This is a genomic window from Microlunatus sp. M237, assembly GCF_056896895.1.
On record NZ_JBXHBL010000005.1, the window covers coordinates 200,536 to 226,227 of the forward strand.

The following is a 25,692-nucleotide window of genomic DNA, read 5'->3' on the forward strand; positions in this document are numbered from 1 at the left end:
GATCACGATGACTTCAACGTCAGATCCGACCCGCGGGGCAGCTCTGAGTGCCCAGCGAGATCCCTACGTCCTGGACCCGTCCAAGATTCAGGATCCGCCCCAGGGGTGGGGAGCCAGCCTGAGGTTCCTCGGTCCCGGCATGATCACCAGCGCCGCGGTGGTGGGCTCCGGTGAGCTGATCACTGCCACCACGCTCGGAGCCCGGGTCGGTTTCATGCTCTTGTGGCTGGTGTTCGTGTCCACCTTCGTCAAGGTGGCGGTGCAGATCGAGCTGGCGCGTTGGTCCATCTCCACCGGAAAAGCGGGCATCACCGGCTACAACGAGGTGCCACCGAAGCTCGGCGGCCGGAGTTGGGTCTCGTATCTGGCGATCTTGATGTTCCTGCAGTTCCTCACCAGCCAGGCCGGAGTTCTCAGCGCGGCGGGCCTGGCGTTGTCGCTGCTGGTGCCGGTCGGCGGCGACCCGACCTCGACGGTGTCGATCGGCTTCTGGGTGGCGCTGATGGTGGCCATCGCCATCGCGATCCACTTCACCAACCGTTACAGCGTCGTCGAGAAGGTCTCTACCGTGCTGGTGGTGTTGGTGACCTTTGCGGTGGTGGTGATGGTCTTCGGGATCCAGCTGACTCCGTTCAGCTGGTCTGGCTCCGATCTCGCCTCAGGACTGCAGTTCCAGCTCGCCGCGGGGGCGATGGGGGTGGCGCTGTCGATGTTCGGCCTGACCGGAATCGGCGCCGGCGAGATCACCTCCTACACCTTCTGGTGCGTTGAGAAGGGCTACGCAGCCTGGACCGGGCCCAATGACGGGTCGGAGGCGTGGGCGCAGCGCGCTCGCGGGTGGATCGCGGTGATGAAGAAGGACGCCTGGGTGGCCTGGGTGATCTACACCTTGTCGACTGCTTCGTTCTACATCTTGGGGGCGGCGGTGCTGCACCCGCAGGCCCTTGCCCCGACCGGGAACGATGTGCTGACGGTCATCTCGCGTATCTTCACCGACACCATGGGCAGTTGGGCCGGGGTGGTGTTCCTGCTCTTCGCCGCCGTCGCGCTCTTCAAGACCGTGGTCGCGAACGTGCCCAGCCTGGGTCGGCAGACCGCCAACTCGATGGCCGTCTTCGGCGTCTTCGACTGGTTGGATCTGCAGGCGCGAGACCGGTGGCTGCGGATCGTCATGATCGCGCTCCCGATCATGTGGGGCCTGCTGGGCGTTGTGGTGAAGTCACCGCTGGCGCTGGTGATCCTCGGCGGGATTCTGAACGCGTTCTATCTGATGGCGGTTTCGGTGGCCACGCTGTATCTGTCGTCCACGCAGACCGATCCGCGGATCAAGGACGGTCGCGTCTTTACCACCTACCTCATCGCCTCGGCCGTCGCAGTCTTCGCCGTCGGGGTGATCTCGTTCGTCAACGTCTTGTGACCGGGGCTGCCGGGTTTCGGCCCTGTGTTGGTCGATGTGAAAGAGGGCGATGAGATCACGCGGGCCCGAGCCGAGGTTGCCGACCGAGGAGATGGCGCAGCTGCTGCCGGGCGAGCGCAGAGTGCGCAAAGAACAGCAGAGTCCCCTGCCACGGCGTTCTGGCCAGTCGCAGGTTCGATGACCCGAGTTCACCATGGGCGGGGAGTCGCTGACCTACTGTGGCCCCATGGCCTCATCGTTGACCACGGCACAGATGTTGGACGCTATCCGGGACCACAGCGTGCACCTGGCGGAGTCGGCCCGCGGCCACTTCGATGCACCGGTGCCGTCCTGCGGAACCTGGACGGTCGGCGATTTGGTGCAGCACATCATCGAGGTGCAGTGGTCGTGGGGCACCCGAGCAATCTTGCGGATCTCCGAGCCACACATCAACGAGGACGAGCAGCGACCGCCGACGGACCTGGGCGAGAAGGAACGACTCGAGCTCCTCGCCGCCACCACTGAGCGGATGATCGGGGTGCTCGACGGCGGCGACGAGCTGCAGCGCAGCCCGGTCTGGACCTGGGCGCCCGACAACCAGACGATCGGCTTCATCACCCGCCACCAGGTCCAAGAAGCAGCGGTGCACGACTACGACGCCTCGCACGCGACCGGGAACTCCTGGACCATTGATGCGTCGGCAGCCGCTGACAGCGTGGACGAGTTCCTCCACTACTCCATGGCGTCCAGTCAGTTCCCGGCACCGCGTGAGACCGCACCGCTGGGCACGGGGTTGATGCTCCTCACGTGCGACACAGGGGATCGGTGGCTGGTCACTGACGGCGCCGAGCCCGGGACGCTGACCGTCGCCCGCGATGCCGAGCCCACGGGCGAGGTGGTGGAGGCATCGGCCGGTGAGCTCTTGCTGTGGTTGTACGGCCGGATCGAGCTGGCCACGGTGCCGCCGGAGACCGCCGCGCGGTTCCACAACTTGGTCTGGACCGATTGAGCCAGCTGATCGCGGCGAGCACGGCTCTCAGCGTCAGACGGCAGTCTGCCAGCGGTGGAAAACGGCTTCGCACTGATGATCTGGTGGCGATACGTTGAACCGTGTCCGACAGCCCTCGCAACCGACCGCTCGCCCTGATCACCGGAGCAGGCCGCCTGGCCAGCATCGGAACCGGCATCGCCCGGCGGCTGGCCCAGACCCACGATCTCGCTCTGGTCTATTCCAGCGCTTACGATCGCCGCATCCACCACGAGAACGACGGCTCGGCGGCGGTACGCGCCGAGCTGGCCCGGACCGGCGCCGAGGTCACCATGATCGAGACCGATCTGTCGGAGGCCGAGGCTGCAGCCCAGGTCCCCGGCCACCTGTCGCGACCCGCGGAAGTCCTGGTGCTGTCCCACTGCGAGAGCGTCGACTCGTCCATCCTCGACACCACCGTCGAGAGCTTCGATCGCCACTACGCCGTCAACGTCCGTGCCAGCTGGCTGTTGATCCGCGGGTTCGCAGTGCAGTCACCCGGACGGGGTCGGATCGTCGCCCTGACCAGTGATCACGTCGTTCACAACCTCCCGTACGGTGCGACCAAGGGGGCACTGGACCGGTTGGTCCTTGCCGCTGCTCGGGAGCTGGCGGACTTCGGCATCACGGCCAACGTGGTCAACCCCGGTCCTGTTGACACGGGTTGGATGACGGACGAGATTCGTGCCGCCGGGGTGGCCCAGCAGCCGACGGGCCGGCTGGGGACACCCGAGGACATCGCCGGCGTGGTGGCCTTTCTCTGCAGCGACGACGGCGGCTGGATCAACGGCCAGCTGATCAAGGCTGACGGTGGCTTCTCCGCGTAGCCCAGACCTTGCTGCGCGGCTCGTCGACTACCCCGCGGCGGGCTTCTCGGCGACGATCTGGACCAGGTTCCCGCAGGTGTCGTCGAAGATCGCCATCACGGCGGTGCCGATATCCATCGGTGGCTGGGTGAACACCACGCCCAGTCCGGTCAGTCGGGTGTGTTCCGCCTCCACATCGTCGACAGCGAACTGGATCAGGGGGATGCCGTCCTCCATCAGCGCATCCCGGTACGGCTTCACCGCCGGGTGGTCGGACGGCTCCAGCAACAGCTCGGGACCAGTGGGGGACTCGGGCGAGACGATCGTGAGCCAGGCTGCGTCCCCGAGCGGGATGTCTCGGTGCTTCGTGAACCCGAGGACGTCGGTGTAGAAGGCGAGCGCTGCTCGCTGGTCGTCGACGAACACACTGGTCAGGTTGATCTTCATGGCGTGGTCCTTTGCGTGATCGGCCACCGTGCCGTGATCACGGTGAGTGGATCGGGATTGAAGTAGTGGAACTTGGCCCGACCGCGCCGCTCGGTCACGACGAGTCCGGCTGACTCGAGGACGCCGAGGTGCTGCGAGATGGCCTGACGCGACAAGGTGAGCCCGTGCCGTGCCGTGAGCACTGCACAGATCTCGAACAAGGTCTGGCCGCCGCGCACTGCCAGCTCGTCGAGGACGATGCGCCGCGTCTCGTCATCGAGAGCATGGAACACATCGGCCATGGCGCCACTATAGGCAAGTAAAACCTTGCATGTGAAGAGTGGACTGAAACTCGTTTCCGCGTCAGTCAGCCAGTGGTCCGCTCACTCGAAGGTCTTCTGATAGCGCTGAGCTGCGTCGAGATCCATGAACTGCGCTGCTCTGGCGTCCGGCTCCGTGCCGCGGAGCAGGTCGGCGACAGACGCCACGGACAGGCCCTGCATCGCCGTTAGGTAGGAGTCTGATTCCTCAAGGAGTGATGTGTCGTCGATCTGCACGCGTCCCTGGGCCAGCGGGAGATAGCCCAGACTGAACCATTCGCGACCGGTCTCTCCGCCAAGTGACGAGAACGTGCGTACCGCCAGGTATTGCTCACCGACCTCCAACCGCGGCTGGACCTCCAGTCGTGTTCTCTTGTCGCCCTTGAGCAGCCAGCCGCCGTTGGCGATCTGCCACTTGGCCGCTGGCGCCGGAGCGCCTTTGCCACGTGACGGCCGCGTCCACACCGGCTTGCCGTCCTGGCGTGCGATGACCAGTCGGGTGACGGTGCCCTCGCCTCGCTTCGTCTCTGCGACCGTGGGGGCGACTTCGGACTCGTCGACGACGGTAAAGACGACGGCTACGTCCCCGTACGTCACCAAGTCCTCGACGGTCTCGCTCGGCACGACCCCTGCTTCGGTGGACGTGTAGGGAACGCGATCCGGCTGGGACGCGAGGTGGACATAGCCCAGAATGCCGACGGCCAGCAGCGCCGCTGCGCTGCCTTGCACGACTCGCGGCGGCGCTCTCATGGTCCACCTCCATCGGGATGCGTGGAGTTGATGCTTTCGACGTTCGGGCCCAGCCGCTTCCGTCGTGCGCCGGGCCCGGTGCGTTCATCATGCCTTTGGCATCGGTGTCACGGATGCTCTTCGGTGGTGATGTGGCGAACCTGAGACCCTCTGAGGTGTCGGCTGCTGCCAAGTCACACGCGACACTGTGATGTGTGGTCTCCGACTCAGCCAGGCAGAGCCCTCGCGGCCCTGCTACGTCGCCTGCCTCGGCAATGATCAACGGCGCCGCGAGGAGAGCACGCAGAACTCGTTGTCCTCCGGGTCGGCGAGCACCGTCCAGGTCGCCTCGGCGGGCTGCCCGACGTCGATGATCCTGGCTCCGAGCGCGATCAGTCGCGCCAGCTCAACCTCGCGGTCGTCCTCGGCGTGCGTGGCGAGGTCGAGGTGCAGCCGGTTCTTGATCTGCTTCCCTTCCTGCACGGGCACGAAGACCAGGCCGGGTGGCTCTCGATCCCAGGCGCCCTGGGGCACCGGGTCCGCGGTCATCCAGGGCGGCACGATCACCCCCTCCGCTGCAGTGGCGGTCACGATCTGCCAACCCAAGACTCCCGCCCACCATTGAGTCTGGGCGACGACATCGCGGCAGTCGATGACGGTGCTGTACCAGCGCAGTGCCATGGCACCAGTTCTATCTGGGCAATCAGACGCAGATCAAGATTCTCACCGCCGCAACGTCGGGAGCATCGACTTGATCAAATCTTGAGGCATTGCGATGCGGACCTGAAGGTCGGCGCAAGGTGGGTTCGACAGCATCGTCTTGTCAGGCCGAGCAGGCCAGCGCCTGACAAATCTGTGCCGGGCGGGCGATGTCGGGGGACGAGTGGCCCGGTGCAAGTCCAGGTCGTGTCTCGGGGCACTCCTGGTATTGGGGCCCGGCGGTCATCGACCGCCGGGCACCTGGTGCGGTGGCGAGGTCGAGGACGCCGGATCAGAGCGCGCGATTGCCCGTCGATAGCGGCGGAGACCGGTGATCAACCTCCTCGCCCTGCGGCTCAAGACGTCCGAAATTAGCGTGCGCAGACTGCTGCCGCTGCGTAGGGTCTCGCCGGATGAGAGATCTTCGGCAGTTGCCCAAGGCGCATCTGCACACGCACCTGGAGAGCACCATCCGCCCGGCCACCATCCGGGACCTGGGGGGCGAGCCGGTCGGTCGCGACCATCGGTTCACCAGCTTCCGCGACTTCGCCGACCAGCGGGCTGCGGTCAGAGCGCTGGTGCGCACTGACGAGCACTTCCGGCGGATCGCGGAGGAGTTCTGCCGCGACGAGGCGGCGCAGGGGGTGCGCTACGCCGAGGTCACCTTCACCGCTGCCGCGCACGGGGAGCGGCTGGGTGAACCCCGGATGCCGCTGGAGGCGGTGCTCCAGGGCCTAGCGGTGGGCGGGCAGCGCTATGGCATCCACACCCGGGTCATCGTGGACCACTCCCGTCGTCGTCCGGTCGACCGGATGTGGCACAGCGTGGAGCTTGCGGCTTCCTATCCCGAGGTGGTGGCGGTCGGGTTGGCCGGAGACGAGGCCTATCCCGCGGCGCCGTTCGGCGAGGTCGTCCAGGCAGCGCGGGAGGCCGGCCTGCATCTGGTTCACCACGCCGGGGAGACGGCGGGTCCGGACAGCATCTGGGAAGCGCTGACGGTGGGCCAGGCGGAGCGGATCGGCCATGGCATCCGAGCGCTCGAGGACCCAGCGCTGGTGGCAGAGCTGCATCGTCGCCGCGTACCGCTCGAAGTGTGTCCATCGTCGAATGTGCTGCTCGGGCTCGTGCCGTCGTTGTCGGAGCACCCACTGCCGCGACTGGTCTCGGCCGGGCTGGTGGTCACCGTCAACACCGACGGCGAGACCGCGCTGACCGCCGAGTACGAACGGCTACGCCAGGTCTTCGGCTACGCCGACGCCGACTTGGCAGGCATGGCCCGGGCCTCGGTGGAGGCAAGCTTCGCACCGGCGCCGCTGAAGACGGAATTGCTCGCGGAGATCGATGCCTGGCTGCTCGGTTGAGGTCTTGCCGACCACGCGGCTGACCGGTTGTGGCAAACCTTGGCAAACGTTTGCTGCCCACCGTCCGCGGGGCTAGCGTGTCGCCACATGAGCGGTGCGGCTACGTGGATCCTGTCCGGCTTCGGCGACGAGATCGACGACGACCCGGTCGTCCAGCTGGCTGTTCTCCAGGCGCTCGGCGCCTCCCATCTCGAGCTGCGCAGCGCCTGGGGCACCAACGTGGTGGACCTCAGTCCCGAGCAGCTCGACCGGCTCGCTGACCTGCTGGCGGAGCGGGGCATGGGCGTCTCGGCGATCGCCTCCCCGATCGGCAAGGTGGATGTCAGCGCGCCCATTGCCGACGAGTTGGCCCGGCTGGACGCCGCCATCGCCGCAGCGTCCCGCCTCGGCGCCGGCTTCATTCGCATCTTCTCCTTCTATCGCGGCGAGGGCGTCGCGGTGGAGGACATCCGCGACGACGTGGTGTCGCATCTGCAGGCGCTCGCTGCCCGGGCCGAGGAGGCGGGGGTGGTGCTGCTGCATGAGAACGAGAAGGACATCTTCGGCGACGTCCCCGCGCGGGTGCACGATCTGATGACGAGCGTCGACTCGCCCGCCCTCAAGGTCGCCTGGGACAACGCCAACTTCGTCCAGTGCGGGGTGAAGCCGTTCACCGACGGCTTCGAGCTGCTGCGGCCGTGGCTGGTCTACTTCCAGGTCAAGGACGCCCGCGCCGACACCGGGCAGGTCGTCCCAGCCGGAGAGGGCGACGGGCAGCTGGCCGAGACCGTGGCTGCGCTGGCCGCCGACGGGTTCCGTGGCTTCGCCTCGCTCGAGCCGCACCTTGCTCAGGCCGGACAGCTCGGCGGGTTCTCCGGGCCCGCCGCGTTCGGCCGTGCCGCCAGGGCCTTCGCGGCCCTCACCAGCCAGTCAGGAGTGACCCTCGCATGACCATCCCCACGCCCGACACCGGGACCACCACGACGCCCACCCGCGCCCTGATTGTCGGCTGCGGGGTGATCGGCCTGCACCACGGCCTCGTCCTGACCCGGCACCCGGCGTTCGCGGTCACCGCCCTGGTCGACCTCGACCCGGCCGCCAGTGAGCGGGTCGCAGACGCCGTCGCGGCCGAGGGTGCACCGCGTCCGGCGGTCTTCCCGACCCTCGCCGACGCCCTGGCGTCCGGCTCGGTCGACCTCGCGGTGGTCTGTACCCCGAGCGGTCTGCACATCGCCCAGGCCACCGAATGCCTGGCCGCCGACCTGCACCTGGTGATCGAGAAGCCGCTCGACGTCAGTGTCGCCCTCGGCACGGCCTTCGCCGAGCTCGTCGCGGCGGCGGCCGAGCGCGGCAAGGTCGTCTCGGTGATCAGCCAGCACCGGTTCGACCCGGCCAGCGCGACGGTGCGGCAGGCGATCGATGACGGTCGACTCGGCCGGATCAGCTCGGCGGTGGCCACCATGGCCTGGTATCGCAGCCAGCAGTACTACGACTCCGGCGACTGGCGCGGGACCTGGGCGCTGGATGGCGGCGGCGCGGTGATGAACCAGGGCATCCATACCGTCGACCTGCTCCGCTGGTTCCTCGGCCGGCCGCAGGAGATCTACGCCCACACCGCCCGGCTGGCGCATGAAGGCATCGAGATCGAGGACACCGCGACAGCGACCGTGCGCTTCGACTCCGGTGCGCTGGCGGCGATCCACTGCACCACCGCGGCGTACCCCGGTCTCACCGCTCGGGTGCAGGTGCACGGCAGCCTCGGCTCGGCCATCATCGACAACGACCAGCTGCGCTACCTGCACCTGGGCGACGGCCAGGTGGCGGCCAACCTGCGCAGCGCCGCGACCACGGGCAACCACGCACCGCCGATCGAGGGCGATGAGTTCGCCAACTCGCGCAACCAGCCCGACGGGTTCCTGCTCGGCCACCTGCGCCAGTACGACGACATCGCCGCCGCGATCGCCGACGGCACCAAGCCGCTGGTCGACGTGACAGAGGCGCTGCTGTCGCTGGCCCTGGTCAGGTCGCTGTACGTCTCCGCCACCCTCGGCACCCCGGTGCAGTTCGACGACGTGCTCGCCGGCAAGTACGACGACGTGGTCGCGACCGTCACTGACGCCGTCGACGATGGGAGTGCAGCATGAAGCTCTCGGTCTTCACCGCCTCCACGCCGGAGTGGACTCCCGCCGAAGCCGCCCCGGCGCTCGCCGCCCAGGGCTGGGACGGGATCGAGTGGCGCATCACCGACCAGGCCGAGGGCAACGGCACGCCCGGGTTCTGGGCCGGCAACCGCTGCACCTGGCCGTTGACCGGGCTCGAGGATCAGCTGGACGAGATCGCGGCCGTCACCCGCGACGCCGGGCTGGAGTTCTCCGGCCTCGCCTCGTACGTCAAGTGCCACGACCGCCCCAACGTCGAACGCATCCTCGCCGCGACGGCGCGACTCGGTGCCCGGCAGATCCGGATCCAGGTCCCCGGCGTGGCCGCGGATCAGACCTATCCCGAGGCCTTCGACGCCGCGCGCAAGGACTATGCCTGGGTGGCCGACTGCGCCGCCTCGTACGGGGTCAAGGCCCTGGTCGAGCTGCATCACCGCACCCTCACCGCCTCCGCATCCTCGGCCCTGAGGCTCCTCGACGGCCTCGACCCGGACGCCGTCGGGGTCATCCACGACCTCGGTAACCTCCTGATCGAGGGGCACGAGGACCACCGCTGGGCCTTCCAGCTGCTCGGGCCGTATCTGGCCCACGTGCACGTCAAGAACGCGGCCTGGACTCCGGTGGACAGCACCGGCGACGGGGACGGAGCCGAGCAGACGGTGCGTTGGCAGCACCACTGGGCGACCCTCCGTGAGGGTCAGGCCGATGTCGGCGACTATCTGACGGCCCTGCGTGAGCACGGCTACGACGGTTGGGTGACGGCCGAAGACTTCTCCACCCGGCTGCCGCTGGCGGAACGGACCCAGGACAACCTCGGCTACCTACGGTCGTTGCTGGATGGCTGACCTGAACCCGCCGCGCCTGGTGCACCTGGGCCTCGGCGCCTTCCACCGTGCGCACCAGGCCTGGTACACCCATCGGGCCAACCAGCTCGGTGGTGAGCCGTGGACCATCTGGGCGTTCACCGGGCGCCGGCCCGACGCCGCCGACGTGCTGACCGCTCAAGGCTGCCGCTACACCTTGATCGAGCGGTCGGCGGGCGGTGATCGCGCCGCCACGATCGCCAGCGTCACCCGGGCCAGCCACGGCGCGGACACCGACGCCTGGCGCGCCGCCTTCGCCGATCCTGCCATCACGGTCGGGACCGTCACCGTCACCGAAGCCGCGTACGCCGTACCCGACGACGAAGCCGACCGGCTGCGGTCCCTGCAGCTCCCCCGCTCGGCGCCGGGCCGGATCGTCGACGGTCTCCGCGCCCGTCGCCAGGCCGGCGGCGCCCCGATGGCGGTGCTCAGCTGCGACAACCTGACCGGCAACGGTGAGCTGCTCGGCTCCCGGGTCGGCGCGCTGGCTGCGGCCGTCGACGAGGACCTGGCCGCCTGGATCGCCACCGCGGTCACCTTCCCGTCGTCGATGGTGGACCGCATCACCCCAGCCACCACCGACGCGGACCTGCGCATCGCCCGGGAGCTGGCCGGCTGGGACGACGCCGCTCCGGTCGTCACCGAGCCGTTCGCCGAGTGGGTCGTGGCCGGCGAGTTCCCCGGTGGTCGCCCGGACTGGGACCAGGTCGGCGTCCGGATGGTCGACGACGTCGTCCCGTACGAGCAGCGCAAGCTGTGGCTGCTGAACGCCGCCCACTCGACGCTGGCCTATCTCGGGCTGCAGCGCGGCCACGCCACCGTGGCCGAGGCGATGGGCGACTCGGAGTGTGTGGACACCATCGAGGCGGTCTGGGCCGAGGCGGCCGCGGTGCTGCCGTTCGACGCCGCCGAGATCGACGAGGCGACCGCGGCGCTGCGGGACCGGTTCACCAACCCGCGGATCCAGCACCGGCTGGCCCAGATCGCCTCCGACGGTTCGCACAAGCTCCGGGTACGGATCCTCGACGTGCATCGCCAACGCCGGGCGGCCGGGCTGCCGGTGGGGATGGGCGAGGCGACCGCGCTGGCCGCGTGGACCGCACACCTGCACGGCGACCAGGTCAACGACCCGGGCGCGGACGCCATCCGGCCCCAGCTCGCCACGGCGACCAGCTCCACGGAGGAGATCCAGCTGGTGCTCGAGGCGCTCGACGGTGAGGCAGCCGGCGACGCCGAGCTGGTGGCGGCCTGCGCCGACCAGCTGGACCGGATCAACCACCGAGGAGTGCACGCGTGAAGATCGTCCAGGCCGAGGTCATCGTGACCAGTCCCGACCGCAACTTCGTCACCCTCAAGCTGACCACGGACGACGGCCTGACCGGTCTCGGCGACGCGACCCTCAACGGGCGCGAGCTGGCGGTGGTGTCCTACCTGCAGGACCACGTCGTCCCGTTGCTGCTCGACCGCGACGCGCACCGGATCGAGGACACCTGGCAGTTCCTCTATCGCAGCGCCTACTGGCGGCGTGGCCCGGTCACCATGGCGGCCATCGCCGCGGTCGACGTCGCGCTGTGGGATCTCAAGGCCAAGGCCGCGAACCTGCCGCTGTACCAGCTGCTCGGCGGCGCCAGCCGGAGCGGCATCCTGGCCTACGGTCACGCCAGCGGCGCAACCACCGAGGCGCTGTTCGACAGCATCCGTGAACACCAGGAGCAGGGCTTTCGGGCCATCCGGGTGCAGACCGGGGTGCCCGGCCTGCGCGCCATCTACGGCGTCTCCGCGAAGGTGACCGAGCCGGGCGTGGCCACCAACTATGAGCCGGCGCAGCGGGCGGCCCGGCCGGCCGAGGAGGACTGGGACACCCGGGCCTATCTGCGGCACCTCCCCGGCGTCTTCGAGGCCGTCCGCAACGAGTTCGGTGCTGAGCTGCCATTGCTGCACGACGGCCACCATCGGATGACGCCGCTGCAGGCCGCCAAGCTGGGCAAGGCGCTGGAGCCGTACGACCTGTTCTGGCTGGAGGACTGCACCCCGGCCGAGAACCCGGAGGCGCTGCGGCTGGTCCGCCAGCACACCACCACCCCGCTGGCCATCGGTGAGGTCTTCAACACCATCTGGGACTACCAGCAGATCATCCGCGAGCAGCTGATCGACTATGTCCGCAGTGCCGTCACCCACACCGGTGGCATCACCCACCTGAAGAAGATCTTGGACTACGCCGCCCAGTACCAGATCAAGTCGGGCATCCACGGGCCCACCGACATCTCGCCGGTGGGGATGGCGGCCGCCCTGCACTTGGACCTGGCCATCCACAACTTCGGCATCCAGGAATACATGCCGCACGGCGCCAAGACCAACGCGGTCTTCGAGCAGTCGTTCACCTTCACCGATGGCTATCTGCACCCCGGCGACAAGCCAGGGCTGGGCGTCGAGCTGGACGTCGACGAGGCGGGTCGCTATCCGTACGAGACGGCGTATCTGCCGTTCAACCGGCTGGCTGACGGCACCGTCCACGACTGGTGAGTGGCCCGCCGGGCGCTGACCGGGCACCGACCGGTGTTCGCGTCAGGGCCCGATCTGAGCGCTCAACTGCCACGACTTGGTCGAGCCCGCAGGCAGCACCTGGTGGGTGCCGGCCCGCACCCCGTCGGCGACCGACAGCGGCTGACCGGTGCACGGTTCCAACACCAGCACGTCGAGTCCCGCCACCCGCCGCCGTTAGTTGGACCCGAACGCGACAGGGTGGACCGGGCGGGATGCGGTCGTTACGCCAGAGCAGCTCGTGATCAGCGCTCTTGTCGACCAGGCTGATTCATCTTGCCGCCCAGCCCGGGCAGCACCACCGCCCGCAGCGCCCGGTTCTCCAGCACGACCGCCTGCTGCCCGGCGATCGACCACTCGGTCGAGATCCGGGCCGGGGGACTAGTCGACACGGAGCAGCTCCATCACGGCGGTATCGACCTCGACCCCCAGTCCTGGCTGGTCGAGCGGCACCTTCACGTAGCCGTCGCTGAAGGCGATCTCCCGGTGCACGAGGTCGCGGGCGATCGGGGAGGTGGAGACGGTGTGCTCGATCAGCCCGCCGTTCGGGATGGCCGCGGCGAAATGGGTCGAGGCGGCGACCAGCACCCCGCTCTTGAACGCGTGCGGCACCACCCGCCGGTGCCGGGTGTGGGCCAGCCAGGCCAGCCGCTTCCCGGCGGTGAGCCCGCCGCAGCGAGCCAGGTCCGGCTGGATGAGGTCGAGCTCGCCGTCGTCGATCAACGCCTCGAAGGCCGCATAGCTGCTCTCCTGCTCGCCGCCGGCGATGGTCAACGACGTCCGCCGGGACAGCTCGCGATAGCCGGTGATGTTGTCCGGGGCGACCGGCTCCTCCAGCCAGGCGATGCCGTAGTCCTCATACATGGCGGCCATCCGCAGTGCGGTCTTGGTGTCCCAGACCTGGCCCGCATCGATCATCACCTCGATGTCGTCGCCGGCGGCGCCGCGGATCTGCTTGATCAGCTCCTCGTTGAAGGCCCGGTCGGCACCGATCGGGCCCCAGCCGAACTTCATCGCCCGATAGCCCTGCTCCGCGTGTGCCGCGGCGGCCGCGGCTGCCTCGGCCGGGGTGTCCGGCATCACCAGGCTGGCGTACGCCTTGAGCCGGTCCGACCGTGGACCACCCAGCAGCCGGGCCACCGGCAGCCCGAGGAGCTTGCCCGCCAGGTCCCACAGCGCGATGTCGACCCCGCTGATGGCGTGCATGGTCGCGCCGCCGGAGAAATAGCGGCTGCCCTCCACCATCGCGTGCCAGGCCGCGTCGATATCCAGCGGATGGCGCCCGAGCAGGATCGAGCGCAGACCTCGGGCGATCAGGTGCGACGGCGGTGCCTCCACGACGGCCTTGGCGACCAGGGGTGCGGAGTCGACTTCGCCGACTCCGACCGTCCCGTCGCTGGCGGTGACGAAGATCAACAACGTGTCCTGGGTGCCGTCGCAGCGGGACGCGTCGACCTCGGAGAGCCGCAGATGAACGGCCTCCACCTCGGTGATGGTGAGGCCGGCGTGGTCGGGCCGCTCAGGTGCAGTCATGGGTGAGGTCACTCTCCAACTCGGGTGGTCGCGTGAAGTGGCAGTCAGGTGCTCAGCTGGTGCGCGGGGAACCGGAGGGTGTCGCCGCCCAGCTCCTCGGCGATGATCTGGCGGATCCGGGGGAGTCGGGCCACGAGGTCCTGCGGTGTCGTCCGACTCACCACGGCACTGATGCTGATGGCGCCCGTGGGTCGACGGGGGGAGTCCAAGAACAGTGGCAGGGCGAGACAGCCGACGCCGAGGTCGTTCTCCTCCAGGTCGACGGTGTAGCCATTGCGGCGGCCCTGGGCGAGCACGTCCTGCAGCGCCTCGGCCGTGCGGATGGTGTGCGGGGTCCGTGGCTCCAGCGGCCCGTACTGCTGGATGTATCGGTCGACCGCTGACCGGTCGAGCAGCTCGTGCATCAGCAGCGCCTTGCCGATGCCGGTCCGATAGGCCGGGTTGGAGCCACCGATGACCGAACTCATCTGGAAGGTCTGCGGCGACGGCGAGACCTTGGCCTGATAGACGATGTTGCCACCGTCGAGAACCCCGTAGTGGGTCGTCTCCCCGGTCTCCTCGGCGAGCCGTTGCAGCACCGGGGTCACCGTCACGCTGGGCGCGTGGCTCTCCTGATAGCTGAACACCAGACGCAGCAGGTCGAAACCGAGGTGATACGCGCCATCGCTGCTCTGGCGGGCGAAGCCTGCCTGCATCAAGGCCGCCAGCGCGCGGTGGGCGCTGGACTTGGGCGCGTCCAGGGCGGTCGCCACCTCCCCCAGCCGCGAACCTGCGGGATGCTCGGCGAGGTGTCCCAGCACGGCGAGCACCCGGGCCGAGCCTGTCAGGGACCGGCGGTCGTCGACCTGCTCGCTGTCGACGGCGTCTTTGGGTCGGCCCCTCGACATCTGGATGGCACCTGCTCTTTCGTACCGAGTTAAACGATGTTGATGCGGAACCGGTTGATCGCGCCGGGATGTGTCGTACGATACCGATGCATTCCCACTCTGGGGAACGCAGTTCCGATAAATGGAACAACGGTCAGATGACACAAGTGCGTGTCGTGGCCCGGCCGGTCGCTGACAGAAGATGCAGGACGCCGCCACCAAGCTGCTCACCTGAGCCGGATGTTCGCCGCACCGACACCAGAAGGGGACAGAGCTCTGACCGCCACGGCCGTACCCGAGCTGCACGCCGCCCTTCCGGGCGCCACCGTCCAGACGGTGGGCGCCCAGTCGACGACCCCGGCGGGAGGCTCGGCCACCGTCGAGGTGACGGTGGCCGGGCCCTCCCCGGAGCACGGCTGGGATCCGCAGATCGGCTGGTTGCTGCTGCCTGAGGTGCGGACGATCACAGGCTTCACCAGCAGCTGGGGGCTGGAGTTTGAGCCGGTGGCGCTCGCCGTCGACCAGCAGTCCGCGCTCGAGGTCACCACCGGCCGGTCAACCCAGGGCGCAGTGCCGTGGCTGGCGATCGAGACCGGCTCCGGGGCGTATGTGATCACTCTGCACTGGAGTGGCAACTGGCGTCTCACCTGCACCCCCGGACCGGACGGCACCCGGATCGAGGTGGCACTGCACCCGGAGGGTCAGCGCCTGGTGCTGGGTGCCCAGGAGAGGTTCGCGCTGCCGCGGATCAGCGTGGGCTGGGGTCCGAGCCGACGTGTGGCGGCCGCGGCCCTGGCGCGCCAGCTGGCCGGTCAGGTGCCCGCCGGGCCGCCGTTGCTGACGGAGTGGAACCACTGGTGGCCGTACGAGGACGCCGAGATCAACGAGGACGTGTTCCTGGCCAACGCCGCGATCGCGGCCGACCTCGGGCTCGACGTGGCTGTCCTGGACGCCGGCTGGTTCGGGCGCGCCGAGGCGAACAGCGACTGGGTGGCGGAGCGGGGGGACTGGCACCGGGTGAACACGGCCCGCTTCCCGCACGGTCTGTCCTGGCTGGCCGACCAGACCCGCGCCCTCGGCATCGCGTTCGGCATCTGGATCGAGGCGGAGGCGGTCGGCGGCCGGGCGTCGATCCGCGACGAGCGAGCCGAGCTGCTGGCTCGGGGGGCCGAGGGTGGCGACCTCGGCTATGTCTGCCTCGGGTCTCCCGCCGGCCGCGAGCACGTCTACGACACCGTCGCGAACCTGATCGCCTCCACCGGCGCGCGCTGGATCAAGTGGGACTTCAACCTCGACCCCGGCACCGGTTGCCGCCGCGATGATCACGGCCACCGTGCCGACGACGGCCTGCTGCGGCACTACCTGGGCCTCTATGCGGTGCTGGATGAGCTCCGGCGCGATCATCCGGACACGGTGCTCGAGGCCTGCTCGTCGGGAGGACTGCGGATCGACGCCGGGTTGGCGGCACACGTCGACGCGTTCTTCTTGTCCGATCCGGACTGGACCGAGCACCACCTCACCTGCCTGTGGGGTGCAGCCCAGCTGCTGCCGCCGCGCCAGCTGCTGCACTGGCCGCAGAGCGAGTGGCGCGGCGAGCACCGGTTCCAGCACGTCGACTACTCGGGCACGTTGATCACCGTGGCCCAGTTCGACACCAAGATCCGGGCGGCGATGCTGCACAGGTTCGGCCTGTCGGTACGCCTGACGCAGATGCGCCCCGATCTGGTGGAACGGCTGAGGTCCCACCTCGTCGACTATCGAGACCACGTCGCCCCGCTGGTGGAGTCCGGTGTGCTGGTGCCGCTGACCGCGCAACCGCTGCGCGAGGAGAAGGGCTGGCGACAACCCGCGTTTCAGCTCAGGTCCGGCGATCAGCATCTGGTGGCGGCGTTCCGGCTGGCCCCGACCGGCGGCTGGCAGGCGGCGCGGCCGGTGGGCCTGGACCCGGACGCCGACTACGTGGTGCGGGTCCTCGATGCCGATGGGTCGACGTCGATCCGGCGGGGTGCGGACCTGTCGTCCAGTGGGCTGGTGGCTACCGACGAGGCAGAGACGTCAGTGCTGTGGCTGCTCAGCCGGGTCTGATGAGGCCGGGCTCAGGTCGGATAGGGATAGCAGCGTGCGGTGGCGCCACCGTCGACAGTGATCGACTCGCCGTTGACGAAGCCGGCCTCCTCGGAAAGCAAGAACGCCACCACCCGGGCGATCTCGACCGGCTCGATCAACCGGCGGATCGGGTGCAGGTCCGCGTACTCTTCGAGCAGCGCGGCCGGATCATCGGCGGCGTCCAGGAACGACTGGGTCAGCGGGGTCCGCACCGCTCCTGGCCGGACCGCGTTGCACCGGATCCCGTGTGGCCCCTCCTCGACTGCCAGCTGGCGCGTCAGCGCGTCGATGCCGCCCTTGGTTGCGGCGTAGACGAATGACTCGGGGAAGCCGGCCAGCGCGTGGATGCTCGACATGTTGACGATCACGCCGCCCACGTCGCGCATCGTCTCGGTGGCCACCGCACAGCCGAGCATGGTGCCGATCAGGTTGACCCCGACGATGGCCTGCAGGTCCGCCTCGTCGAGCGCTCGCGCCGTGGTGGGGCGCTCGATGCCCGCGTTGTTCACCCATCCCGTCAGCCGTCCGCGCTGGTGTGCGGCAGTGCGCGCCCGCTCATGATCAGCGCGCCGGCTCACGTCGCCGACGACGGACACGAACGTGGTGCCGAGCTCGGCGCCGAGCTCCGCCAGAGCCGCCTGGTCGCGATCCAGACCAACCACGGTGCTGCCGCGCTCGACCAGGAGTCGGGCGATCGCCCCGCCGATCCCGACGGCGGCCCCGGTGACCACGACGACGTTGTTCCGCTGCTCGATGTCCACAGCCGACACTGTAGATGCTGTCGATCGACGAAAGGCCTTGCTCTGAACGACTTCCGCCTGCCGCTGGACATCAGTGGCGCTGCCTTGGCGGATGCGGTCGCACGGAACATCCCAGCCGGTCACGATCAGCGAGCAGGGGCTGGTGTTGCCTGTGGGGCGTCCGCGGGGCGTTGAGCGCCCAAAGTCGGGGCTCAGCGCTCAGCCAGGTCCACCCAGGAGCCGTCCGGTGACTTCAGCTGCGCCCGGCTGAGTTCGCCCACCATGCCGGAATGCACGATCACCTCGACCTCCGCACCGTCATCCAAGGTGGTCCGCAGGGTGTCGTCGCCGTAGACGATGGACCCTTTGTCCACCACAGCGCCATCCACCCGGAGGGTGACCCGGTTGAGGACCACCAGTCCGGTGTCGAACTCGAGGTCGATGTCGTGGCCGGCCAGTGGGGCGCCGAAATGTCGGATACTCATGGTTCACTCCTGGAGTAGGTGAGTTACGTTAGGCAGACTAACGTAACGGGACCCGGGGTCAACAGAGGGGGCGCCATGGCCAGACCGCGGAGCGGCTCGATCGATCAGGCCATCCTCGACGCCTGCGTCGCCCTGCTGGACGAGGCCGGTCGGAGCCGGTTGAGCCGGGAGCAGATCGCCCGTCGCGCTGGGGTGAGCCTGCCGGCGGTCAACCGCCGGTACGCAAGCGTGGACGAGATCCTGCTGGCCATCGCGGGTACGCCGATCCACCCGCCGACGGAGGAGGTGGCCGACGTCGACTTCCGGACCCACCTCGTGCACCGGCTCACCCGGTCGGTGGAGACGCTGCGGACCCGCCGGATCCGCCGCTCGGCCGCCGAGATCGTCGCCGCAGCCAGTGGCGACGATCTGATCAGCGACGCGTTCCTCGGGTCGCTCAGGGATGTTCGCGAGCAGAGCCGGCCCTATCTGGACCGAGCCGTGGCCGCCGGCGAGATCGCCCCCGACACCAGCCTCGATGACGTACTGGATCTCATCGACGGCGCCTTCTACTACCGTCTGCTGTGGCGGAACGAGCCAATCACCGCCGCCGAGATCGAACCTCTGGTGGACCGGGTGCTGGCGGGCTTTCGTCGCTGCGACTGCGCGGCAGGATGAGCGAAATCGCATGGTCGCGAGCGGCGGCACGTGACCGACCGGCAGGCTCGTCCGTGACTCCCACGACCGCGAGCGCCCTGTTTCCGTCCGGGTTGTCGATGCTGTGGGAATCCGCCGACGCGGTGGTGGCCATGCGCGACCGGTTCGGCTTCGCTGACCTCGCGGACGTGACCCGGTGGCTGAGTGACCTGCTGGCCGCGCGGTGGGGCATCCAGCTGGATGCCTGCGAGCGGGTCCTGATCAGCGACCACAGTGCCATCGCCTGGTTGCAGACCGATGCGGGTCCACTGGTGGCGAAATGGTCCTCGGCGGTCCTCCTCTTCGAGCGCCTGGCGGCGTCGACCCGTCTGGTCGCCACGCTCGCGGATCACGGACTGCCGGTGGCCAAGCCGATCCCGTCGCTCGACGGCTCCTGCCGCCTGGTGGTCGAGCCGGGTACGCGGTCGTTGTCGGTGACCCTCCAGCCGATCATGGCCGGCGAGCTGCTCGACGTCACCGACACCGCCGCCGTCGCCGCCGCTGGTTCGTGTCTAGCGCGACTGCATGACGCCCTCGCCGCCCTCGACCCCGGCCAGTTCGCCGCCCTCGCCACCGCCCCGTTCGACCTCGCGGGCCAGGATGGTCAGACCCCGATGGCTGACCTGGGTGCCCGGGTCCGAGGCTGGCTCAGCACCGATCCCGGTCGGGTGCCGGAGGCGTCGGCCCGGTTGCGTGAGCTCGTGGCCGACCTGCCGCCGATCGACGCGCCGGTGCAACTGATCCACCGCGACTTCCGCGGCGCCAACGTGCTCACCGCCGATTCCCAGGTGACGGCTGTGCTCGACTTCGACGACGCGGGTCTTGACCACTGCGTCGTGGACCTGGCTCAGGCGGTCGTTCTGCTGGCCACCCACTTCCGCGACTGGCAGCCGACCAGCGCGGGAGTCCGGGCGGCGTTCCTGGCCGGCTATCGCACGGTGCGCCCCCTCACCCAGGTCGAGGAGGGGTGGCTGGCGGCGGTGGTTCTGTGGCGAGGCATCCAGGCAGTGCCCGACGGGGACGATCCCGGTGGTTGGGGCGCGGCGTTGTCGGATCCCGGACCTCTGACCGCCTGACCCGGAAGGTCAGCTCGCTGACGAGTGCTCGACACGCCGCCGGCCGCCGGTCGACGGGAGCATTGACGTTTGTCGCTTCAACTACATACGATGCGATTGAGGGTGTGCTCGTTCTTTCGACACACGACGTCAGGTCTCCCGGTAGGTCACATCGAGCCGACCTATCGGGATCCTCCTCGCCGCCGGATCAGCACCGCCGCCAGCACGAGGACGCCGCCGAGCACCGCCACCACAGCTCCCACCTCGACCGACGTCGACACCATGCCGCCGGTGGGGCGGCCGTGTTCGTCCGCTCCGTCCCAGAGCACGGGATGCCTGGGGAAGGTGACCGCGCTGACCACGACTGCCACCAGGCCGAGGCCGGCGGTCAGGGCGGCGACTCTCCCCTGCCGCGGGAGCGTGACGGCGGCCACCAGGAGCAGCGCTTCACCGACCGCCAGCAGCAGCGAGACCTCGGGGGTGCTGCTGACCAGGATGGACACCGCCGACTCCGGACCCAAGAGGCGGTTGTCGCTCCAGGGCAGAAACGCGGCGACGGCGACGGCGACGACACCGGTCCACGCCATGGCCATCGGGTAGCCGCCTCGCGAACTCATGGCTGAGAGCATGTCCTATCGACAGGGATTACTCAATCGACGTAGCATTTACTCATGCGAGTAACACAGCGGTCGGTGACGGCACAGGCGCGACGGTCGCAGATCATCGACGCCACCATCGCGGTCATCGCGGAGGACGGGTACGCGCAGGCGTCATTCGCCCGGATCGCCCGGCGTGCGCAGCTGTCCAGCACCCGGTTGATCTCGTACCACTTCGCAGGCAAGGACGAGCTCATCCGGGCCGTCGTCGAGCACGTGCTGTCGGCGATCGGGGACGAGGTCGGGCGCGCGGTGGCGGCGGCTCCCACGGCGGCCGGTCAGCTACGCAGCTATATCGAGGGTGTGGTGGCTTTCACCGCTGCCAACCGGGCCGCGATGCGCGCCGTGCTGCAGCTGGTGCTCGCGGGGGCGCTGCCGAGCGGCACCGGCGCGGACGTGCCCGTTCCCAGCCATGTGGAGCAGATTCTGCGCCGCGGCCAGGCCGAGGGTGAATTCCGAGACTTCGACCCGTCCGTCATGGCGCTGGCCGTGCAGCGGGCGGTCGAGGCCCTTCCCTTTGCGCTCGAGGCTGAGCCGGACCTGGACTGCGCGGCGTTCGGTCGCGAGCTCGTCACCCTCTTCGAGCTGGGAACCCGGCGGGAGGTGGCATGACCGACAGCGATCCAGCCGGCCTGCGGCGCCGCGTCGGCGCCACGACGGTGCGGGCGGTGGTCGGCCTTGCCCTTCCCACCGCGCTGTTCTATCTGCTGCGCTCGATGGGCACGAGCGTCTATCTGGCGCTGCTGCTGTCCACTCTCGTCTCGGCTCTTCCCGGGCTGTACGCTCTGGCGCGGCATCGCAAAGTCGACGGTCTGGCCACCTATTTCACGGCCATGACCCTCGGTGCGCTCCTCGTGACGTTGGTCCCCGGCAGCACCCGCTTCCTCCTCGCCCGCGAGGCGGTGATGACCGGGGTGACCGGATGCTGGTTCCTGCTCAGCGCTCGGACGGCTCGTCCGTTGGCGTACTCCTTCTCCCGGCCGCTGCTGGAGGGCCGGCTCCGGTGGCCGGACCGCTGGGACGCGCTCTGGGAGGTGTCGTCGCGGTTTCGCCGGATGTGGCGGGTGTCGAGTGTGTTCTGGGGCGTGGGCCTGCTGGCTGACGCGGGGCTGCGCATCGTGCTCGCGTACACCGTCCGACCCGACCTGGTGCCGGCCCTCGGCCTGCTGCTCTATCTGGGAACCGTGGTCGTCCTCAACGTGGTGCTCAGCGTCTACCACGTGAGCTGCCGGGTGCACGACCCACGCTCGCCACTGCGCCGCGGCGACCATGCAGCTGCTCAGCCGATCTGAGCCCGCGCCGATAACCACTTGACCTCCAGTGCGCGTGAGGTTGCAGAGTTGTCCGCGCACCCGGTCCATCCCGGTCGCCGATCCGGCAGGATCAGACCGAGCCGGGTGGCGCAACGGGGCGTACGGCGAGCAGGAAGGACTGGTGCGTGGCGGACATCATCGTCGAGGAGCTCGGCAAGACCTACGTCGTCCCCGAGCGGGAGGGCGGGATCAAGGCTGCGATCACCTCGTTGGCCCACCGGCGCACCCGAAGCGTGCGGGCAGTGGCGGGGGTCAGCTTTCGGATCGACCACGGCGAGGTCGTCGGCTTCCTGGGACCCAACGGCGCCGGCAAGACCACCACGCTGAAGATGCTGTCCGGTCTGCTGCATCCGACTGCGGGCACCGCGGACGTGCTCGGATTCACCCCGTGGAAGCGTGACCGCGACTATCTGGGGCGGATGGCGCTGGTGATGGGCAACCGCAACCAGCTGCAATGGGACATCCCCGTGATGGACTCCTACCGGCTCTACCAGGCCATCTTCAGGATCGCTCCGGCCGACTTCACCCGGAGGTTGGCCGAGCTGACCGAGCTGCTCGAGCTCGGTGACCTGCTGCGCAAGCCGGTCCGCAACCTCAGCCTGGGGGAGCGGATGAAGTGCGAGATCGCCGGCTCGCTGCTGCACTACCCGGCCGTGCTGTTCCTGGATGAGCCGACCATCGGGCTGGACGTGGCGATGCAGCGGCGGATCCGCGCGTTCGTCGCGGAATACAACCAGCGCACCGGAGCCTGCGTGATGCTGACCAGCCACTACATGGCCGACGTCGAGGCACTCTGCCGCCGGGTGATTGTCATCCACCGCGGCAGCCTGCTCTTCGACGGCGAGCTGTCGGCGCTGGTCAGCCAGTTCGCCGCCCACAAGATGATCACCGTCCAGATCGACGAGGCCACGACGGTGACCGACGGCGAGCTGGCCGCGCTGGTGCAGGGCGAGGTGGTCGAGCGGACGGCGCTCGGGGCGACCCTGCGGGTCGCCAAGAGCGAGACTCCGGCGGCAGCGGCCCGGCTGCTGGCCGCTCTGCCGGTGATCGACCTGACCATCGCCGACCCGCCGATCGAGCGGGTGATCGAGGACGTCTTCGACCAGCCGGCCGTCGACGAGGCCGAGGGACACCAGCATGCGTGATGCCGACCGGCGCAGCAACGACTCCCCGAGCAACACACCGGCGCCCGGGGCGTCCCACGCCGACGCGGCGCTGGACGACTGGGTTCGGCCCTCGTTCGCCCGGTTCTCCGCCGCCGCGATGGCCAGGTACTACCGGCGCCAGTTCGCCTCCGCGCTCGCTGCCAATCTTGCCTATCGCGGGGCGGTGATGATCTGGGTGCTGACCAGCATCATCCAGCCGCTGGTGTTCATCGTCGTCTGGCGCACGGTGGCCGGCGACGGCAGCACCGGTGGCTACACCGCGGACCAGTTCGTGGCGTACTTCTTGATCATGATGGTGGTGGACCACCTCACGTTCATCTGGCACATGTGGGAGTTCGAATACCGGGTCCGTACCGGTGCGTTCTCACCGCTGCTGCTGCGCCCGGTCCACCCCATCCACAACGACGTCTGCGAGAACCTCAGCTACAAGCTCGTCGGACTGGTCGGGATCGTCCCGGCGGCGGTCGCGCTGGCGGTGATCTTCCATGCCGACCTGTCGGGCCTCTCGGTCAGCTCGGTGCTGGCGTTCCTGCCCGCCGTGGTGTTGGCCATGGTGCTGCGCTTCGTGGTCGAGTGGTGCGTGGCGCTGTCGGCGTTCTGGCTGACCAAGGTGTCGGCCATGAACACGGTGTTCTTCTCGTTGTTCACCTTCCTCGGCGGCCAGTTCTCACCGCTGTCGGTGCTACCCGGCTGGATGCAGACCCTGGCGGCATGGACACCGTTCCCGTGGGCGCTGGCCTATCCGGTCGAGGTCCTGCTCGGGCGGCGTAGCGGCCTCGATCTGATCACCGGCTATGCCGCCCAGCTGATCTGGATCGCCGTCGCCCTGATGGTGCTGCGCCTGATGTGGTCACGCGCCAGCGCCCGCTACACCGCCGTGGGAGCCTGAGATGCACTCGTTGCGGGTCCTGCGCGCTTTCCTCACCGTCGGGCTGCTCAACATCGTGCAGTACCGCTCCGACTTCGTGATCGCCGTGCTCAACGCCGTGATCAACCTGCTCACCCAGATCCTCGGGCTGTCCGTCATCTTCAGCAACACCGTCGATCTCCGGGGCTGGACCGTTGACGACCTGCTGGTGCTGGTGGGCATCCACTTCTTCATCAGCGGCGTGCTGGGACTGGTGATCAGACCGTCGTTCGAGGCCATGATGGAAGGCATTCGGCTGGGTACGTTCGACTTCTTGCTGACCAAGCCGGCGGATTCCCAGCTGCTCGCCAGCTCGCAGGTGATGGCGCCGCAGTCGCTGACCGACGTGGTCGTCGGGATCGGGGTGGTGAGCTATGCCCTCACCCGGATCGGCGTCGGCCTGGATCCGCTCGCCGTCCTGCTCTTCGTGATCACCCTGGTGGCCGGGTTGGCGACCGTCTACAGCTTCTTGCTGCTGCTCTCCACGATGGCGTTCTGGTTCGTCAAGCTCGACAACATCTTGGTGATCTTCCAGGCCCTGTTCGGCAGCGCCGGCCGGTGGCCGGTGCCGATCTTCCCGGGCTGGATGCGACCGGTGCTCACCTTCGTGGTCCCGATCGCCTTCGCGGTCACCGTGCCGGCCCAAGCCCTGACCGGACAGCTGTCGCTGCAGGGCGTGCTGCTGTCGGTCTCGGTGGCCGCGATGTTCGTCGTCGGTTCGCGGTTGTTCTGGTTCGTGGCCCTGCGTCGCTACACCGGCGCGTCGGCCTGATCCGGTCCGCGCTGCTGCCGACTAGATGTACTCGGTCATGACGTTGGTGACAGTCGGCTGGTCGGCGGCAGGCCGTCGAGTGCGGTGTGTCGGCGTTGAGTGTTGTAGAACTCGAGCCAGGGTGCAAGGGCTGTGGTGCGGTCGGTGTTGGTGAGGAACACCTGCCGGTAGGCCCATTCGACCTGCAGGGTGCGGTTGAACCGTTCCGCCTTGCCGTTCTGCCACGGGCAGTGGGGTTTGATGAACAGGTGGCGGGCGCCGAGCTGGGCGACGACTTCTCGAAGTGACCAGCGGTAGGCCCACGCGTTGTCGGTCATCAGCCGTTCAATGGTGGGGATGCCGTGGTCGGCGAAGTAGGCGGCGGCGCGGAGCAGGAACGCGGCGCAGGTGGGGCCTTTCTCGTCGGTCAGGATCTCGGAGTAGGCGAGCCGGGAGTGGTCGTCGATCAGGGAGTGGACGTAGTCGTAGCCGATCCGCGCCCGCTTCTGCGCTGAGGTCTGGCCGTGCTGGCGGCCGTGGGCTTTCCAGCCGCCACCGTGGGGGATCTTGCCGATCTTCTTGACGTCCATGTGGACCAGCTCCCCGGGCCGGTCGCGTTCGTAGCGGACTGCGGTCGCCTTGGAGGTACGGATCACCTGACCGGTGAGCGGGTCGCACTCGACCAGCCGCGGCACCTGGTGGCGGCGCAGGATCCGCGCCACCGTCCGCGCTGGCACCCCGGTCTCGGGCCCCAGCCAGTCCTGCCCCCGGCGTTCGTCGTGACGCAGCTGCAGCACCCGCTTCTCCACCACAGCCGGAGTCCGGGTCGGGCTGTGAAGCGGCCGCGACGACCGGTCAGCCAAACCAGCCTCACCGAAGGAGCGGTAGCGCGCTACCCAGCGGTGCGCGCACTGACGAGAGATGCCCATCGCCTTCGCGGCATGGGCGACCGGCCACTGCTGGTGACAGACCCGCTGCACCAACAACAGCCGGCCGTGAACAGTCAGACGGGCATTACGGTGGGACATGAGGACCTCCGGACGGTAGAAGACTTCGACATCTCCACCGCACCCGGAGGTCCTCGCTACGTCAACCACCCGACCGAAGTGTCACCAACCTCTTGGCCGAGTACA

At 68.8% G+C, this 25,692-nt stretch carries 29 protein-coding genes; 17 read left to right on the top strand and 12 right to left on the bottom strand.

Going from position 1 to position 25,692, the window contains the following annotated elements; translation table 11 throughout:
- Nucleotides 1-7: 7 nt before the first annotated feature.
- The 3 genes from AC1XX3_RS18655 (at nucleotide 8) to AC1XX3_RS18665 (ending at nucleotide 3,250) form a co-directional block, all read left to right on the top strand.
- The gene (locus AC1XX3_RS18655) at nucleotides 8-1,417 is read left to right on the top strand and encodes an Nramp family divalent metal transporter (protein WP_483322680.1); all 1,410 of its coding nucleotides are present in this window, start codon (nucleotides 8-10) and stop codon (nucleotides 1,415-1,417) included.
- Nucleotides 1,418-1,643: 226 nt separating this feature from the next.
- On the top strand, nucleotides 1,644-2,405 hold the full coding sequence (locus AC1XX3_RS18660) for a maleylpyruvate isomerase family mycothiol-dependent enzyme (RefSeq protein ID WP_483322681.1): 762 nt from the start codon (nucleotides 1,644-1,646) through the stop codon (nucleotides 2,403-2,405).
- A 101-nt stretch (nucleotides 2,406-2,506) separates the two neighbouring features.
- A complete protein-coding gene (locus tag AC1XX3_RS18665; protein ID WP_483322682.1) occupies nucleotides 2,507-3,250 on the top strand; it encodes an SDR family oxidoreductase in 744 nt (247 codons plus the stop codon).
- A gap of 27 nt (nucleotides 3,251-3,277) precedes the next feature.
- On the opposite strand, the gene AC1XX3_RS18670 is transcribed toward AC1XX3_RS18665, so the two are convergent.
- The 4 genes from AC1XX3_RS18670 to AC1XX3_RS18685 form a co-directional block, all read right to left on the bottom strand.
- Nucleotides 3,278-3,676 carry a VOC family protein gene (locus tag AC1XX3_RS18670; protein ID WP_483322684.1) on the bottom strand — a complete coding sequence of 133 codons (399 nt, stop codon included), beginning with the start codon at nucleotides 3,674-3,676 and terminating at the stop codon, nucleotides 3,278-3,280.
- Entirely contained in the window at nucleotides 3,673-3,957 is a 285-nt protein-coding gene (locus tag AC1XX3_RS18675) for an ArsR/SmtB family transcription factor (RefSeq protein WP_483322685.1), read from the bottom strand. Before AC1XX3_RS18675 ends, AC1XX3_RS18670 begins: the two co-directional genes overlap by 4 nt.
- Nucleotides 3,958-4,038: 81 nt before the next feature.
- Nucleotides 4,039-4,725 carry a hypothetical protein gene (locus AC1XX3_RS18680; protein WP_483322686.1) on the bottom strand — a complete coding sequence of 229 codons (687 nt, stop codon included), beginning with the start codon at nucleotides 4,723-4,725 and terminating at the stop codon, nucleotides 4,039-4,041.
- 258 nt (nucleotides 4,726-4,983) lie between these two features.
- Nucleotides 4,984-5,385: a VOC family protein gene (locus tag AC1XX3_RS18685; RefSeq protein ID WP_483322687.1), complete on the bottom strand. Its 402-nt coding sequence runs from the start codon at nucleotides 5,383-5,385 to the stop codon at nucleotides 4,984-4,986.
- A gap of 431 nt (nucleotides 5,386-5,816) precedes the next feature.
- Between AC1XX3_RS18685 and add the strand changes: the two genes are divergently transcribed.
- The 6 genes from add (at nucleotide 5,817) to manD (ending at nucleotide 12,288) form a co-directional block, all read left to right on the top strand.
- Nucleotides 5,817-6,764: an adenosine deaminase gene (gene add, locus AC1XX3_RS18690; RefSeq protein WP_483322688.1), complete on the top strand. Its 948-nt coding sequence runs from the start codon at nucleotides 5,817-5,819 to the stop codon at nucleotides 6,762-6,764.
- Between the two features lie 87 nt (nucleotides 6,765-6,851).
- Entirely contained in the window at nucleotides 6,852-7,694 is an 843-nt protein-coding gene (locus AC1XX3_RS18695; RefSeq protein WP_483322689.1) for a sugar phosphate isomerase/epimerase family protein, read from the top strand.
- Complete coding sequence (locus tag AC1XX3_RS18700; protein ID WP_483322690.1) at nucleotides 7,691-8,887, top strand: Gfo/Idh/MocA family protein; 1,197 nt, start codon at nucleotides 7,691-7,693, stop codon at nucleotides 8,885-8,887. The genes AC1XX3_RS18695 and AC1XX3_RS18700 overlap by 4 nt, the downstream gene beginning before the upstream one ends.
- Nucleotides 8,884-9,747, top strand: a complete 864-nt coding sequence (locus AC1XX3_RS18705) for a sugar phosphate isomerase/epimerase family protein (protein ID WP_483322691.1) — start codon at nucleotides 8,884-8,886, stop codon at nucleotides 9,745-9,747. Before AC1XX3_RS18700 ends, AC1XX3_RS18705 begins: the two co-directional genes overlap by 4 nt.
- Nucleotides 9,740-11,062 (top strand): mannitol dehydrogenase family protein, encoded by a 1,323-nt coding sequence (locus tag AC1XX3_RS18710; RefSeq protein ID WP_483322692.1) that lies wholly within the window; start codon nucleotides 9,740-9,742, stop codon nucleotides 11,060-11,062. The genes AC1XX3_RS18705 and AC1XX3_RS18710 overlap by 8 nt, the downstream gene beginning before the upstream one ends.
- Entirely contained in the window at nucleotides 11,059-12,288 is a 1,230-nt protein-coding gene (gene manD / locus AC1XX3_RS18715; RefSeq protein WP_483322693.1) for a D-mannonate dehydratase ManD, read from the top strand. Before AC1XX3_RS18710 ends, manD begins: the two co-directional genes overlap by 4 nt.
- A 42-nt stretch (nucleotides 12,289-12,330) precedes the next feature.
- Here the strand turns inward: manD and AC1XX3_RS18720 are convergent, their stop codons facing one another.
- The 4 genes from AC1XX3_RS18720 to AC1XX3_RS18735 form a co-directional block, all read right to left on the bottom strand.
- Nucleotides 12,331-12,474 (bottom strand): hypothetical protein, encoded by a 144-nt coding sequence (locus AC1XX3_RS18720; RefSeq protein ID WP_483322694.1) that lies wholly within the window; start codon nucleotides 12,472-12,474, stop codon nucleotides 12,331-12,333.
- A gap of 77 nt (nucleotides 12,475-12,551) precedes the next feature.
- Nucleotides 12,552-12,698, bottom strand: coding sequence for a hypothetical protein (locus tag AC1XX3_RS18725; protein WP_483322695.1), 147 nt, complete (start codon nucleotides 12,696-12,698; stop codon nucleotides 12,552-12,554).
- Nucleotides 12,688-13,839: a mandelate racemase/muconate lactonizing enzyme family protein gene (locus AC1XX3_RS18730; protein WP_483322696.1), complete on the bottom strand. Its 1,152-nt coding sequence runs from the start codon at nucleotides 13,837-13,839 to the stop codon at nucleotides 12,688-12,690. The genes AC1XX3_RS18725 and AC1XX3_RS18730 overlap by 11 nt, the downstream gene beginning before the upstream one ends.
- Before the next feature lie 44 nt (nucleotides 13,840-13,883).
- Entirely contained in the window at nucleotides 13,884-14,726 is an 843-nt protein-coding gene (locus tag AC1XX3_RS18735; protein WP_483322697.1) for an IclR family transcriptional regulator, read from the bottom strand.
- 219 nt (nucleotides 14,727-14,945) lie between these two features.
- Here AC1XX3_RS18735 and AC1XX3_RS18740 point away from each other — a divergent pair, with 219 nt between their 5' ends.
- On the top strand, nucleotides 14,946-16,790 hold the full coding sequence (locus tag AC1XX3_RS18740) for a glycoside hydrolase family 36 protein (RefSeq protein WP_483322698.1): 1,845 nt from the start codon (nucleotides 14,946-14,948) through the stop codon (nucleotides 16,788-16,790).
- Nucleotides 16,791-16,801: 11 nt separating this feature from the next.
- Here AC1XX3_RS18740 and AC1XX3_RS18745 read toward each other — a convergent pair whose 3' ends face one another.
- Both AC1XX3_RS18745 and AC1XX3_RS18750 read right to left on the bottom strand, forming a co-directional pair.
- The gene (locus AC1XX3_RS18745; RefSeq protein ID WP_483322699.1) at nucleotides 16,802-17,572 is read right to left on the bottom strand and encodes an SDR family NAD(P)-dependent oxidoreductase; all 771 of its coding nucleotides are present in this window, start codon (nucleotides 17,570-17,572) and stop codon (nucleotides 16,802-16,804) included.
- Between the two features lie 191 nt (nucleotides 17,573-17,763).
- Entirely contained in the window at nucleotides 17,764-18,036 is a 273-nt protein-coding gene (locus AC1XX3_RS18750) for a hypothetical protein (protein WP_483322700.1), read from the bottom strand.
- A 75-nt stretch (nucleotides 18,037-18,111) separates the two neighbouring features.
- On the opposite strand from AC1XX3_RS18750, the gene AC1XX3_RS18755 reads away from it, so the two are divergent.
- Nucleotides 18,112-18,693 carry a TetR/AcrR family transcriptional regulator gene (locus AC1XX3_RS18755; RefSeq protein WP_483322701.1) on the top strand — a complete coding sequence of 194 codons (582 nt, stop codon included), beginning with the start codon at nucleotides 18,112-18,114 and terminating at the stop codon, nucleotides 18,691-18,693.
- Nucleotides 18,694-18,746: 53 nt separating this feature from the next.
- Nucleotides 18,747-19,787: a phosphotransferase enzyme family protein gene (locus tag AC1XX3_RS18760; RefSeq protein WP_483322702.1), complete on the top strand. Its 1,041-nt coding sequence runs from the start codon at nucleotides 18,747-18,749 to the stop codon at nucleotides 19,785-19,787.
- Between the two features lie 161 nt (nucleotides 19,788-19,948).
- Here AC1XX3_RS18760 and AC1XX3_RS18765 read toward each other — a convergent pair whose 3' ends face one another.
- Nucleotides 19,949-20,383 carry a hypothetical protein gene (locus AC1XX3_RS18765; RefSeq protein ID WP_483322703.1) on the bottom strand — a complete coding sequence of 145 codons (435 nt, stop codon included), beginning with the start codon at nucleotides 20,381-20,383 and terminating at the stop codon, nucleotides 19,949-19,951.
- A gap of 54 nt (nucleotides 20,384-20,437) precedes the next feature.
- Here AC1XX3_RS18765 and AC1XX3_RS18770 point away from each other — a divergent pair, with 54 nt between their 5' ends.
- From AC1XX3_RS18770 to AC1XX3_RS18790, 5 genes are all read left to right on the top strand, one after another.
- The gene (locus tag AC1XX3_RS18770) at nucleotides 20,438-21,034 is read left to right on the top strand and encodes a TetR family transcriptional regulator (protein ID WP_483322704.1); all 597 of its coding nucleotides are present in this window, start codon (nucleotides 20,438-20,440) and stop codon (nucleotides 21,032-21,034) included.
- Complete coding sequence (locus tag AC1XX3_RS18775) at nucleotides 21,031-21,714, top strand: VC0807 family protein (protein WP_483322705.1); 684 nt, start codon at nucleotides 21,031-21,033, stop codon at nucleotides 21,712-21,714. The genes AC1XX3_RS18770 and AC1XX3_RS18775 overlap by 4 nt, the downstream gene beginning before the upstream one ends.
- 146 nt (nucleotides 21,715-21,860) lie before the next feature.
- The gene (locus AC1XX3_RS18780) at nucleotides 21,861-22,880 is read left to right on the top strand and encodes an ABC transporter ATP-binding protein (protein WP_483322706.1); all 1,020 of its coding nucleotides are present in this window, start codon (nucleotides 21,861-21,863) and stop codon (nucleotides 22,878-22,880) included.
- Nucleotides 22,873-23,790, top strand: coding sequence for an ABC transporter permease (locus AC1XX3_RS18785; protein ID WP_483322707.1), 918 nt, complete (start codon nucleotides 22,873-22,875; stop codon nucleotides 23,788-23,790). Before AC1XX3_RS18780 ends, AC1XX3_RS18785 begins: the two co-directional genes overlap by 8 nt.
- Nucleotide 23,791: 1 nt before the next feature.
- Nucleotides 23,792-24,580, top strand: coding sequence for an ABC transporter permease (locus AC1XX3_RS18790; RefSeq protein ID WP_483322708.1), 789 nt, complete (start codon nucleotides 23,792-23,794; stop codon nucleotides 24,578-24,580).
- Nucleotides 24,581-24,615: 35 nt separating this feature from the next.
- Here AC1XX3_RS18790 and AC1XX3_RS18795 read toward each other — a convergent pair whose 3' ends face one another.
- A complete protein-coding gene (locus AC1XX3_RS18795) occupies nucleotides 24,616-25,587 on the bottom strand; it encodes an IS481 family transposase (RefSeq protein ID WP_483319022.1) in 972 nt (323 codons plus the stop codon).
- Nucleotides 25,588-25,692 lie beyond the last annotated feature (105 nt).

What these genes read in the sequence shown, in the direction of transcription:
- AC1XX3_RS18740 (WP_483322698.1), top strand. Translation starts at nt 14,946, where the DNA reads ATGTTCGCCGCACCGACACCAGAAGGGGACAGAGCTCTGACCGCCACG.
- AC1XX3_RS18670 (WP_483322684.1), bottom strand. Translation starts at nt 3,676, where the DNA reads ATGAAGATCAACCTGACCAGTGTGTTCGTCGACGACCAGCGAGCAGCG.
- AC1XX3_RS18785 (WP_483322707.1), top strand. Translation starts at nt 22,873, where the DNA reads ATGCGTGATGCCGACCGGCGCAGCAACGACTCCCCGAGCAACACACCG.
- AC1XX3_RS18765 (WP_483322703.1), bottom strand. Translation starts at nt 20,383, where the DNA reads ATGAGTTCGCGAGGCGGCTACCCGATGGCCATGGCGTGGACCGGTGTC.
- AC1XX3_RS18675 (WP_483322685.1), bottom strand. Translation starts at nt 3,957, where the DNA reads ATGGCCGATGTGTTCCATGCTCTCGATGACGAGACGCGGCGCATCGTC.
- add (WP_483322688.1), top strand. Translation starts at nt 5,817, where the DNA reads ATGAGAGATCTTCGGCAGTTGCCCAAGGCGCATCTGCACACGCACCTG.
- AC1XX3_RS18695 (WP_483322689.1), top strand. Translation starts at nt 6,852, where the DNA reads ATGAGCGGTGCGGCTACGTGGATCCTGTCCGGCTTCGGCGACGAGATC.
- AC1XX3_RS18660 (WP_483322681.1), top strand. Translation starts at nt 1,644, where the DNA reads ATGGCCTCATCGTTGACCACGGCACAGATGTTGGACGCTATCCGGGAC.
- AC1XX3_RS18685 (WP_483322687.1), bottom strand. Translation starts at nt 5,385, where the DNA reads ATGGCACTGCGCTGGTACAGCACCGTCATCGACTGCCGCGATGTCGTC.
- AC1XX3_RS18755 (WP_483322701.1), top strand. Translation starts at nt 18,112, where the DNA reads ATGGCCAGACCGCGGAGCGGCTCGATCGATCAGGCCATCCTCGACGCC.
- AC1XX3_RS18710 (WP_483322692.1), top strand. Translation starts at nt 9,740, where the DNA reads ATGGCTGACCTGAACCCGCCGCGCCTGGTGCACCTGGGCCTCGGCGCC.
- AC1XX3_RS18795 (WP_483319022.1), bottom strand. Translation starts at nt 25,587, where the DNA reads ATGTCCCACCGTAATGCCCGTCTGACTGTTCACGGCCGGCTGTTGTTG.
- AC1XX3_RS18680 (WP_483322686.1), bottom strand. Translation starts at nt 4,725, where the DNA reads ATGAGAGCGCCGCCGCGAGTCGTGCAAGGCAGCGCAGCGGCGCTGCTG.
- AC1XX3_RS18750 (WP_483322700.1), bottom strand. Translation starts at nt 18,036, where the DNA reads ATGAGTATCCGACATTTCGGCGCCCCACTGGCCGGCCACGACATCGAC.
- AC1XX3_RS18775 (WP_483322705.1), top strand. Translation starts at nt 21,031, where the DNA reads ATGACCGACAGCGATCCAGCCGGCCTGCGGCGCCGCGTCGGCGCCACG.
- AC1XX3_RS18770 (WP_483322704.1), top strand. Translation starts at nt 20,438, where the DNA reads ATGCGAGTAACACAGCGGTCGGTGACGGCACAGGCGCGACGGTCGCAG.
- AC1XX3_RS18735 (WP_483322697.1), bottom strand. Translation starts at nt 14,726, where the DNA reads ATGTCGAGGGGCCGACCCAAAGACGCCGTCGACAGCGAGCAGGTCGAC.
- AC1XX3_RS18790 (WP_483322708.1), top strand. Translation starts at nt 23,792, where the DNA reads ATGCACTCGTTGCGGGTCCTGCGCGCTTTCCTCACCGTCGGGCTGCTC.
- AC1XX3_RS18655 (WP_483322680.1), top strand. Translation starts at nt 8, where the DNA reads ATGACTTCAACGTCAGATCCGACCCGCGGGGCAGCTCTGAGTGCCCAG.
- AC1XX3_RS18730 (WP_483322696.1), bottom strand. Translation starts at nt 13,839, where the DNA reads ATGACTGCACCTGAGCGGCCCGACCACGCCGGCCTCACCATCACCGAG.
- AC1XX3_RS18700 (WP_483322690.1), top strand. Translation starts at nt 7,691, where the DNA reads ATGACCATCCCCACGCCCGACACCGGGACCACCACGACGCCCACCCGC.
- AC1XX3_RS18705 (WP_483322691.1), top strand. Translation starts at nt 8,884, where the DNA reads ATGAAGCTCTCGGTCTTCACCGCCTCCACGCCGGAGTGGACTCCCGCC.